We start from the raw sequence: 11,484 nt of genomic DNA, 5'->3' as shown, positions 1-11,484 counted from the left end.
TCCTTACCTGGCTCTCACCTGGGTTTGTCGTTGGTGTTGTTGGCTCCTAAAGAGTCGTAGGAATTTTCTGCCGATGATTGATCAGTATCTATATGAATAATGGTTTGCACCGGGCCGTAGCGTTCCCGAATTGTGCCCTCCACTCGTTCTGCAATCACACGGGCGGCTCCGAGAAATTCTGGGTGCAAGACCAAATACATTTCAACAAACACTTGCCGACCCACAATTCCACGCGACTGAATGCGGTAGCAATGAGTAACGCCTTCAACTTGCCGTGCCAGTTGTGCCAAAATCTCCGGGGCGATTGCCACTTGCCGCACGAGTAAAGGTAACTGCCAGTTCAGCACACGCCAGCAACTGCGGATCGCGACGAAGATCACTATGACCGCCAGCAGGGGATCGAGCCACACATAACCACGCCAGACTCCTACTAAGCCGATCAACACAACCACACTCAGCCAAGCATCTTGCAAAATATGGTTGGCATTCAGCCGGAGAGCCGCACTCTCTAGCACCCTGGCTTCGTAGCGCTCGAAAAACGCCAGACAAATGCCAATGGCGATCGCCACACCCAAAAGTTGAATCAGGGGTAAATTAATACTGGCTTCAAAGGGAACAACGGCGTTGCGCGTCGACGTTTCTAACTGTTTCAACGCCCCACCCAGCAAGTTGAGGCTAGAAAATCCTAGTAGGGCTACGAGGAGGAGAGCTCCGATTGATTCTAAGCGCCCATGCCCCCAGACTTCTCGCCCGGAAGTGCGATGGGGAGAAGTGACTGCTAAGAGGCTGAGAAGCGTACTAAAACCATTAATTAAGGTGTGTACCGATTCCGCTAAAAGACTAAGAGATTTAGCTGCCCAGCCAGCCCAAACCTTCACTGCAAAAATTAGCAGTGTCAACCAAAGAGTAGCCAATAAAACTTGATGAATCGCTCGACGGCGACTGTATGCCTCTGCCATAGACCCAAAGGCTATCACAATTTATTCCCGCCTCAGTGAATGATTCTAAGGACTTAGGGAAATTCTGTCTCTAGGGGTTTGAGCATCCTCAGCCGATAAATCCTAGTTGATGCGAGGCAAATCCGATCGCTCCTCCTGCTAGCACTAACCACATAGAGTTGATTTTGAAGCAAAATACCGCGATCGCACTCAAAATTGCCACGCTCACTGTGAGCCAATCCATCAATGCCGCTTGCGCCAAGGTATAGGTCACTCCTGCCATGAGTCCCAAAGAAGCCACATTTACCCCATCGAGGAATCCGCTAGCGTAGGGAGATTGACGCAACTTAGGCACCCAAGGGTTAACCACCCACACCAACAAAAAAGCAGGTAAAAAAATGCCGAGAGTCGCAGCGATCGCTCCTGCATTTCCTGCCAGCAGATAGCCAATGAACGTCGCTGTGGTGAAGACTGGACCTGGTGTAATTTGGCCAATGGCAACGGCATCTAAAAGCTGCTGGGAGGTTAGCCAATGGTTACGCTCAACTAAATCCCGTTGTAAAAATGCCAGTAAGACGTAACCACTGCCATAGAGCACACAGCCAAGCTTGAGAAAGAATAGAAAGACACTAACCCAACCTACTGAGGTGACGGTCGTTGTAGGAGTACTGATTTGGGACATGGCTCCCGACAACGGCAAGAAAAATGCTCCCCAAGGCTTGCCTTTACTTAGCCCGTTTTTCACGAGCATGACCGCAATACCTAGCGAAACGAGCACCAAAATCTCGTTCCAGCCCGCTAAGTAGGCAGCGATCGCGCTTACCCCTGCAACAATCGTGGCCCTGTCCTTGGCTGCCTTTTTACCCAGATTCCACACCGCCTGAACCACGATGGCAATAATGACAGGTTTGATGCCATAGAGTAGCCATGACACCTGGGCCACAGTTTGATAGCGAGTATAAATAGCAGCCAATGCCCAAACAATCAGCATGGCAGGCAGAATAAAGCAAGTTCCTGCCACCAATAAGCCCCGCCATCCGGCTCGTTCGTAACCGATATGAATGGCTAACTCTGTCGAATTGGGACCAGGAATCAAATTCGTGACCCCGAGTAAATCGAGCAGTTTCTCCCGGCTCATCCATTGACGGCGACTGACCACCTCATGGTCCATCATGGCGATGTGGGCAGCAGGCCCACCAAAAGCGATCGTCCCCAGCCGCAAAAACACGATTGCAAGTTCTGTTAATCGCTGTTGTTTCGGAGTTAGAGCGCGATCGCTCTCTGCTGCCTGTCCCTGAAACTCCTCAGGTTCCTGCGTCACCGCAACTCTCCTGTGTTGATGGTTAGATCAGGATCGTGCCAGATTAAGCGCTGCATTTGTGTCAATCTAAGGCGGGCGATCGCACTTTCGCTGTTACCTGAAGGCAGGTTGGCTGAGCCTGATACCCTGAGGATTGAATACCAACACAACAGTTCAGCCTTTACCAGCTAGCACCTGAGGAAGTCACGATGCAGGAATCTACAGCCACTCCACCCGCTTCAGCAAAGTCTACCGAGGTAACGCCCAAAGACATTCAGTTATTGGTTTTGGATATTGATGGAACGATCGCTGGAACTTCCAACCAAGTTCGTGAGCCTGTCAAGCAAGCGATTCGGGCCGCTCAAGCCAAAGGTGTGAAGGTGGCCATTGCCACAGGGCGGATGTTTTGTTCAGCGGTGCGCTTCCACCAAGCTGTTGGCTCTGACTTGCCGCTCCTAGCTTATCAAGGAGCCTTGATTAAAGATGTATCGACTCAACAAACACATCGCCATTGGCCTGTCTCTAAGGAAACAGCCCACCATTTATTAGATTATTTCGAGCAGCCAGAGTTGCGATCTCTGCTATCGGTGCATTTCTATATCAATGATCAGCTCTATGTTCGGGAACTAACGCCAGAAACCAAGATTTATGCTGAGCGCTCCGAAGTAGAGCCGATTGTGGTGGGAGATTTGCGTCGAGCGCTGACCGATGAACCCACAAAGGTATTGGCCTTGAGCGATGACACAGACGTAATTGAGCGATTGTTTGGTGGGCTGCGCCAACGTTACACCCCCGCAGAACTTTACCTGACCAAATCAGTGGCGACTTTCTTTGAAGCGACTAATCCTTTAGTGAATAAAGGAGTCGCTGTGAAATACCTAGCCGAAGAGATGCTGGGTCTTAAAGCCGAAAATGTGATGACCGTAGGTGACAACTTTAATGATGTAGAAATGCTGGAATACGCCGGAATTGGTGTGGCGATGGGAGATGCACCGGATGACGTAAAAGTGATCGCGAGTTGGGTTGCTCCCAGCGTAGAGTTGGATGGAGCCGCCGCCGCGATCGAAGAGTTTGTTCTGTAATTCGGGTGAGGGAAATACTGGTTTAAAAGTCAGAAAGGGCACCGACGACTGGCCGTGTTTCGTCTCGGTGCCCTGACTGGTTCGCTCCTCACACAAGATTTAATATAACTGACTGACACAACTTTGTCACCCCCTCTTCAAACAAATTTCATAAGATACTACATTTGATATCCACAATATGAGAGTTTTATGGTAGTAAATCTAGGGCTTGGGTGCTTCATCCAACCGCTTTTGAGCCAAAATTCTGTCTTAAGTGCTGATCCTACTTCTATAGTTCGGTAGGGGCTACTAAGCCCAATACCTCTTGTATTAGTACTTGCAAGAGAGGCTGAGTCGCCAAGACTAAACCTAGCCGCGCTTGCACCAAAGCTTGATCGCTCTGCTGAACATCCCCCCAAAAGCGGCAAGCATCGTAGAAACTTAAAAACGCTTTAGCCAGGACTGCGACTAACCTCTCAACCATGCAGTGCCCTCTAGGGTCTAAAGGCAATGCGATCGCTGCGGCTAACAGGCTCTGTAACTCATCGACTGTGTCAATGAGGGCAAAAATCAAACTTTGTTCAGCAGGGTGCACTAAACGCAGTTCGCTCTGTGGGTTTGACCAAGGAATCGCTGGGGATGCGATCGCACTTGGAGTCAAGCTATTTATATGGACAGGCTCCTCAGCTAGTAATCCCTGCTCCCGGGCTAAACGTAGCAAAGCGCAACAGCGAGCGTGAGCATACTGAACTGTAAGCGGGTCAAAAATATGACCTTGATTAACCTTTGATGACTTTTGTGGAGCTACTACTGGGCTCAATTTTTGACCAACCCCCTCAACTGACTGTTGCAATTGCGGGGTCGAATGATACGTCATGCACTGTAGCCAATCAGCCAAGCCTTGAGGTATCAGTTCAAAATAAAGCCAACCAGACGGTTCAAGCTTCACCGTAAAATTCCTTAAGCCAAAACTCACGCCTGCTAAGGGAGGGTTACCAGGTAAATTTTGAGCGATCGCTGCTTGGGAAAAGTGCTCAGTGATTAGCCTCGCAAGCTCTATAGCTGGCTGCTGGCAATGCTTGGCGAGTTGTAAAGCGATCGCCGAACTGTACAAAATCGGCATTTTTCCCTTGACCCTTTGTACAGAAATCACCAGTTTCGGCTCTCCATTTGGTAGCAGGCTGGGTTCTATCATTGGTGTTGTTGAAGAGCAAACTTTTGGGAAAACATCACTCCGTAGGCAGATTACCTCTTGTAACTGCCTCAGTAACAATAATTGCAGCGCAGGGTAGGTAACGATCGGTAAACTCTTACTCACGTATGGTACGAGGATAACCAGGTTTAACCTGCTCACTTTAGGCTAATAGGTCAGCAGAGCGTCGGAACTTTCTTAAAAAATGAGAGTCCATGGCATTCGACCTTCTCCGTGTTTATACATTTCTTCATGTGCGATTGCTAGTACAGAGATGGAAACACTGAACAGAGTCAAGCCAAGCTAGCTGTATAAAATTGACCTAGCCTGAGGAGTTGATTTGAGCTTAATCATCCGTGCCCCCTTAACAAGTTTGCTGTCTTAGGTCCTTATCTGTTTAGTTTCTAAAAGCCTGGTCTTATGTACTCAGTATCCTCACCTTCAGAAGCATCTCGACCTTTCCTAACCTGGCAGCGTATCTTAGATTGGTCTCAGGAGCACTACCGCTGTCGTGTCTTCAGCAAAGACGAGAAAATCCCTGCTCGTCCTGGTTTACTGTATCTAGTACAAAAGGGCTCTGTTCGCCTAGTGGGAAGCGCCCAAGTCAGCGCTACAGGCAACTCGCGCCTTCCCCGCATTAGTCCAGAAGAAGCTTTTCTAGGTTTTGTGGGTGCAGGACAACCATTTGAGATTGTAGCTCAGTCTCCATTCACACTGCAAAGCTATGCTCACGTAGACCAAACCTCGGTGGTTTGGATGTATTGGCACGATCTAGATAATTGGCCACATTTTCGCCGAGAAGTGCTAGACGCCTTCCGCTACCAACACCAACGCAAATTGCTGTGGTTGAGTACTTTGGGCCAGCGTCGGACCATTGACCGTTTGTTAGGGTTTCTGACTTTGCTAATTGAAGAGTTTGGTGAACCCTGCGAGAATGGTTATTTCCTTCCTTGGTCTCTTACGCATGCTCAAATTGGGAGTGCGATCGGATCTACTCGCGTCACGGTAACCCGCTTGATGGGTAAGCTGCGACAGAAGGGCTTGATCTACACCCAAGGCGATAATCTGCTGTGCTTGCCTGCCGAGTCGATCGCGCATCGCTAAAACTATTTATTATTTCTGTTGACAATCTATTCTTAGAGTGCTGAGTATGAGGGCTAACTAGCCCAGTTGGTGCTAGCTAGTCGCTCATGCCAGTTGTGGTTTGAGCCCAATGCGGTCACGCTAGGTCATGGGCTTTATGGCTATGTAATTCAAGCCTAGCAAGGGCTGCGCAGACTCTTGTAGTGGCAAGGACAGGATAAAGCGTGACCCGTTTCCGCTCTCAGACTCCAGTGTAATGGAGCCGCCATGAAGTTCTGCTAACTTGCGGGTAATTACCAGCCCTAGTCCGCTACCTTGGTGTTGCCGAGACAGAGAGTTGTCAATTTGTGAGAATGGCGTAAATAGTAGATCTTGCTCGGCTTTGGCGATGCCAATTCCTGTGTCCCACACCAGAAAATTAACGGTATCTGGGATACTATCGGATTGTTGCTGGTGAGATCGGTAGACTTTCATTCCCACTGCCCCCGCTGGAGTGAACTTCACGGCATTGGTCAGTAGGTTAAGCAACATCTGTTTGAGGCGTCTAGGATCAGCCACGATATATTCTAGTTCTGGCTCAACTTCCATTTCTAAGCTCAGATTTTGATTCTCGACATGCTCTTGAATCAAACTAATGACGCTTTCACAAATATCATTGATAAAAATCTGCTGAGGTTCGAGTTCTAGGCGATCGGCCTCTAAGCGTGACAAATCCAAAATGTCATTAATTAAGTCGAGCAGGTGCTGTCCGCTCAGATGAATGCGCTCGATATAGTCTTTTTGTTTGGGATTGAGCTGGCCAAAAAATTCTTGCAATAGAACGTTGGAGAACCCCAAAATCGCGGTCAGAGGGGTCCGCAATTCATGGCTAGTAGTCGCAATGAATTCTTCTTTTAGCCGAGTTGTTTCAGTGAGTTGATGATTTTGAGTTTCTAAGAGTTGCCACTGTCTTCTAAAATCGCTGATGTCTCGACAGACTCCCACGACTCGCTGCACAACTCCGGCTGGATCAGCGATGGGTGTATAGATGGTTTCAAAGAGTCTGGTGCCTGATGGTAGAGAGAGCTCATGATCGACGAAAACGGGTTCTCCAGTTTTGAAGGCTTGGGCAATGAGTTGATCAAGCTCCTGCCCGGAGGAACCTAGCAGCTCTCGGTTGGTTTTACCCAAAACTTCGGGTAGCGGGTATCCCAACAAGGCGAGGCCAGCGGAATTGATGGCTATATACCGCTGCTCTTGGTCGTATTCGACAAAGATATCAATCGATTTTTCTAGAAATAAACGGAAATGCTCAGCGCTAGCGCGTTGCTCATGTTCTTGGCGATACAAATAGGCTTGGCGTAAGGCGATCGCGCATTGGTTAGCTACCTGCTCTATCAGCTTGATTTCGGCTGGCTCAAAGTGGCGGGGTTGAGTGTGGTAGACACATAAGGCTCCAATCAAACCTTGATTATCTAGGATGGGGCTAATCAGTTGGGTAATCACTGTGGAGTCAGAGTTTAATGGCTCTGAGCTAGCGCGATCGCTGCGAACCAATATGGGTAAAGGTAACTCTCGAAGGGATGCCCAGGGGAGTTCATGAATACAGGCTTCGCCCGCTAAGAGCTTTTGACGGCATGGTTCTAGCCAACTTTGGATTGCAAAGCGTTGCCCGACTAAGGATTGATCTGAGGGAGGGAAGGAGTGTTCATAGCGAACTTCTAGCGATCGCTGACGGGGGTGAAACAGGCTGGCATAACAGCCATCGATTGCTAAAGTTTGGACTAAACCTTCTACAGCGGCTTTGAGGACTTGATCTTCTGATAAGTCTTTGCGGAGGGTTTCGGTTAAGCTGCGGATGAGTTGCTCAAATTGCAGCGATCGCTCTAGAGATCGAGTGCGTTGGTTGACGTGATCTTCTAATTCTTGAGCATAGGTTTGCAACTGTTGCAGTAAGCTAGCTTGCTCTAGCGCGATCGTGACTTGGTCGGCGACCGCTTGAACTAATTGCTGCTCATCGGTCGTCCAGTTTCGCGGAGTTCGACAGTGGTGGACGACCAGCAAGCCCCACAAGGTTCGCTTTTGGGGATCTACTGTTTCCTGAATGCGTTGAATAGAAACGGCAATCATGCTGCGAGTCTGCACTTGTTTGAGCATGGCTCGGTGGCAGTCTGCCAAGGGTTCTTGCTCTACATTGGCTACGCACCAAAGCTTGCCTAGACGGTATGCCTCTATATAAGGCGGAGGGATACACTCCGCTGGAAAACTTTGCCCCAGCATCGCTGGATAGCACAAGTTAACTGACTCGGCAATACAGGTGCCACTTTGATCTGGCAGCAACTGATATGCTAAGACGCGATCCGTGTCTAGGGCCTGTTGTAGTCGGACTACGGCAAGCTGGACGATCGCTGAAAAATCAAACGTAGTGCGAATTTGGGCCGAAATGTCACTTAATAAGGCCTCGCGTTCTCGTCGCTGTTGAATTTCTTCCGCTACACGCTGGCGATCGCTCAGGTCTGTGACAAAAATTATCAGGTAACTGTCTTCATCTACTGGCTCACCAACTAAAGCCAGTTTCACTTCTGCCCAAATAATTGAGCCATCCTGAGAGAAAAAGCGTTTTTTTACTGTCGTTTCACTTGGCTGGCCTTGAATAATTTGTTGTAGTAAATTAAGTTCTAAGGGTAAATCTTCTGGATGAGTAATGCTGCGATAATCCAGCCGTCGTAGTTCAGCTTCGCTATAACCAATCAAGCGACAAAAAGCTGAATTGGCTCTTAAAATACCACCCTCTAAACTTTCATAGAGAATGCCAATTGGCGCATTTTCTAGTAGCTGATTTATACTATCCATCGGCAGCAAAGCTAACCTGTAAAATTATTGTTTCAAGCTCTTGTTATTTTAATTCCCTGCGAAAGCAGTGGATTTAGTAAGGATGGATTGAGAGTGGTGAAGTCCACTCATTCTAGTGTAGGAATAATTTTTTGTTCAATCAGGACTTTAATTAGTTCTTCAATAAAAAAATATATAGCTATCCTAAAGTAGTGAATGAGGGATGCGCCTAAAGGATATATCGTCCCAAATCCTATTTATTCCCAAATTCTTGGAAACTGCTATACAAGAATAAAATGATTAATATTGTTAACTTATTTACTAAGTTAATTGGCAGGCGACAAGGTCCAGTTTTAGTATTATCTCGTACTGATTGCCACAGCAGTATATCTTTAGTTAAGCCAGAAAATATCAGTGTAAATCCAGTTGATTTCGCTAAGTTGACAGCGAAATCAAAATTAATTGCTTGCTATAACAGTTACAACCCATTTGGGATTGCTATATTACTTCGCCAAATTAAACTTAGGGTTCTCCTGGGCAGGCGAAGCCAAAATTAGTAGGGTGGAATATTGCTGCGGGAACTGAGTGGGCAACTACTGTGATGGCACAGGGACAAAATCATAACCCGTTCCCGATCGCAAGCCGGGGGCAATTTTGACGAGTTGGACCGAAGCATTGCGATCGCCAGAAGGCAGAAATCGGATGGTGCCTGAAGCGCCTGTGGTAGAGAAGTCGGCACTAGATAACGCTTGTTGGACGCCTGCTCGGGTTGGGTTTTGCCTTAAGGCTGCAAAGAGTGCTTGCGTCGCATCATAAGCGAGGGCGGTCCGCCAGTTGACATCACCACCCCACAGTTTTTGAGATTCCTGGGGAAAGGGAGAAGTTGGATCAGTATTAATATGCCACGGCACAGCCAAGACCATTTCTGCGGCGGCATCGCCCCCGATTTCTAAAGTTTTAGGGGTGTAAACATCATCACCACCTAAAACATCAAGGCGTTTGCGATTGAGCTGAACAACTTGGAGCGCTCTGTCTAGGCTATCGGTCGTAGCGGCTAACATGAGCACTTCAGCATTTTGCTTCACGGCTTGCTCAATACTTTTGGCCGCACTAAAGTTGGCCTCAGCCAGATCAAATTCTGCGGTTACTTGTCCGCCTCGCGTCAGAACCGAGCTGACAAATTCAGATTTGAGAGATTTGCTGTAGTTACTCTGAGAATTGAAGAAAACAGCGGCATTCTTTTGCTGTAACTTGCTCAGCATGTAGTCTGCTAAAGCTCTGGCCGCCACATAGTCGCTAGGGACAGTGCGGAAAACGTAATTGCTAAAGCCTGATAGTTTTACAGAAGTGCTGACAGGAGAAATGGCTACCAGCTCTTCAGCTTCGTAAACTGAGCCTGCTGCCAAGGAAGCGTCACTAGCAAAGTGACCCACCACCCCTAAGATTTGATTGTTTTCTACTAAGGCCGCAGCAACTCGTTTGGCAAGCTCTGGATTGTTGTCGTCATTGGCGATCGCGACCCTGAGCAACGTGCCGTTAATGCCTCCAGCCCGATTAATTTCAGTTTGCGCTTGAGCCACCCCGCGAAAAATTTCTAAAGCTCCATTTAGGTCAGTGTTCACAGGAGCTACAACTGCGATCGCATAGCTTTTGCGCTGACCAATGCGAGCATTATTCAGAAAAATTAAAGTTTCGGGGTCATTGCGCTGCTCTTTCAAAGCCGCCGTAAAACTACCAATCGCTTGGTCATAGCTTTCCTGAGCAAGGGCTTTCATGCCGTTCTCTTTGCGGGGGCTGGGTGCTCCTGGGCTCAGCGTCTGTTCCCCAAAACTAATGATGGGTTGCTGGGAATCCAGTTTGGCATCAGGAGACTCACCCGCTTTAGGATTGAGCAGCGTGCTGATGCCAGAACCAGGGGTCCGATGCGTCATCCACCAAGCACCAGCCCCTAGAAGACCTAGCGTGATTAACAATGAGGCAGCAAGAACGGCAGTTTCATTTTTGGGTGACATAGCGGCTTAGCGAATTCTGACAAAACCTGCTCTAGCAATTAGATTTTGGCCTTCTTCTGTCAATAAAAAATTGGTATAAGCCTCGCCTGCTTTTTCTTCAGCTTGACCATTTTGTTGAATCACCACGTACAAATTTCGGATCAAAGGATACTGTCCTTGTTGAAATCCATCTGTGTTCAGTCGATTTCTCTGGGCGGGGCATTGCGAGGAGGTAACCAGTGGCTCTTGATAGGGAGCGATGAAGCTGCTGCCCTGACGAGACAAAGGTAAAGGCTTAATTGTGCATTGGGGCACTACTTCGGGAGCGGAAGCAAAGTAAACTCCCCCAGGATCTTCCGCCAACTTGCGAATCGCTTGTGTGGTCGTAGAAACAAATTCTACAGTAGGGCCGAACGTTTGCCCTCCCAACACATCTTCGACAAACAGTTCAACTGTACCACCGGAGTTCGTGGGGCGGGTGTATGGTGTGATACTAAGGTTAGGGCCTCCCACCTGATTCCAATTGGTAGTTTGGCCTGTGTAAATGGCTTTGAGTTGCGCCAGTGTTAGCCCTGGCAAGTTGAGTCCTGGATTCACCGCAACGGCAATCCCATCGATCGCAACTGGAATCTGCTTGAGTTCTTTCCCTTGTTGCTCTGCCTTATTTGCCTCTGACTCCAAAATCGGTCGAGAAGACTGAGCAAAGGCCAAGCGATCGTTGATTAACATGCGAATGCCACTACCCGAGCTGGCGGAACCTGAATCAGGTCCCAAGTAACGCAGTTGAAATTCAGGTCTGGCTGCTTGAACTGCGGAGTCAACGGTTAAACGCAGAGGAGCCCAAGAAGTACTGCCCCCGTACTTAAAGGACCCAGAGGGTATATTTTGAACGTCTGCAAAGCCTTGAAGTTTGCTTCCTGGCTGGCTAGCAACGGCTGGTGGCAAGTCACTACGTGAGTCAGAGTTCTTTTGTGACGTCGGCTGTAGCAACCCACCTAATGGAGCACCAGAGCGTCTCATGAGCCACACAGTACCCCCACCGACTAAACCAAGGGTAATTAAAAGCGCCAAGACGAGTGTAGCCGTTTCATTTTTCTGAGCCATGAAT

General features: G+C 48.4%; 8 protein-coding genes. 2 read left to right on the top strand and 6 right to left on the bottom strand.

The genetic code is table 11. The features are described 5' to 3' along the window. Positions 1-14 precede the first annotated feature (14 nt). Both H6F90_RS09345 and H6F90_RS09340 read right to left on the bottom strand, forming a co-directional pair. On the bottom strand, positions 15-959 hold the full coding sequence (locus H6F90_RS09345; protein ID WP_190552205.1) for a cation diffusion facilitator family transporter: 945 nt from the start codon (positions 957-959) through the stop codon (positions 15-17). Positions 960-1,047: 88 nt separating this feature from the next. Beyond that, complete coding sequence (locus H6F90_RS09340) at positions 1,048-2,259, bottom strand: chromate efflux transporter (protein WP_190552203.1); 1,212 nt, start codon at positions 2,257-2,259, stop codon at positions 1,048-1,050. A 188-nt stretch (positions 2,260-2,447) separates the two neighbouring features. Between H6F90_RS09340 and H6F90_RS09335 the strand changes: the two genes are divergently transcribed. Then, positions 2,448-3,320: a Cof-type HAD-IIB family hydrolase gene (locus tag H6F90_RS09335; RefSeq protein ID WP_190552201.1), complete on the top strand. Its 873-nt coding sequence runs from the start codon at positions 2,448-2,450 to the stop codon at positions 3,318-3,320. A 268-nt stretch (positions 3,321-3,588) separates the two neighbouring features. On the opposite strand, the gene H6F90_RS09330 is transcribed toward H6F90_RS09335, so the two are convergent. Further along, positions 3,589-4,494, bottom strand: coding sequence for a DALR anticodon-binding domain-containing protein (locus tag H6F90_RS09330; RefSeq protein WP_190552199.1), 906 nt, complete (start codon positions 4,492-4,494; stop codon positions 3,589-3,591). 417 nt (positions 4,495-4,911) lie between these two features. On the opposite strand from H6F90_RS09330, the gene H6F90_RS09325 reads away from it, so the two are divergent. Then, the gene (locus tag H6F90_RS09325) at positions 4,912-5,595 is read left to right on the top strand and encodes a Crp/Fnr family transcriptional regulator (RefSeq protein ID WP_190439334.1); all 684 of its coding nucleotides are present in this window, start codon (positions 4,912-4,914) and stop codon (positions 5,593-5,595) included. A 120-nt stretch (positions 5,596-5,715) separates the two neighbouring features. On the opposite strand, the gene H6F90_RS09320 is transcribed toward H6F90_RS09325, so the two are convergent. The 3 genes from H6F90_RS09320 to H6F90_RS09310 all read right to left on the bottom strand — a co-directional run bounded on the left by H6F90_RS09320 (position 5,716) and on the right by H6F90_RS09310 (position 11,480). Then, the gene (locus H6F90_RS09320; RefSeq protein ID WP_190552197.1) at positions 5,716-8,406 is read right to left on the bottom strand and encodes a PAS domain S-box protein; all 2,691 of its coding nucleotides are present in this window, start codon (positions 8,404-8,406) and stop codon (positions 5,716-5,718) included. Positions 8,407-8,978: 572 nt separating this feature from the next. Further along, positions 8,979-10,397 carry an ABC transporter substrate-binding protein gene (locus H6F90_RS09315; protein WP_190552195.1) on the bottom strand — a complete coding sequence of 473 codons (1,419 nt, stop codon included), beginning with the start codon at positions 10,395-10,397 and terminating at the stop codon, positions 8,979-8,981. 6 nt (positions 10,398-10,403) lie between these two features. After that, positions 10,404-11,480, bottom strand: coding sequence for a PstS family phosphate ABC transporter substrate-binding protein (locus tag H6F90_RS09310; RefSeq protein WP_190552192.1), 1,077 nt, complete (start codon positions 11,478-11,480; stop codon positions 10,404-10,406). Positions 11,481-11,484: the final 4 nt, after the last annotated feature.

The organism is Trichocoleus sp. FACHB-591 (genome assembly GCF_014695845.1).
Taxonomy (GTDB): Bacteria; Cyanobacteriota; Cyanobacteriia; order FACHB-46; family FACHB-46; genus Trichocoleus.
The sequence above is the reverse complement of the archived record's forward strand: the minus strand, read 5'-3'. Positions and strand labels throughout refer to the sequence as shown.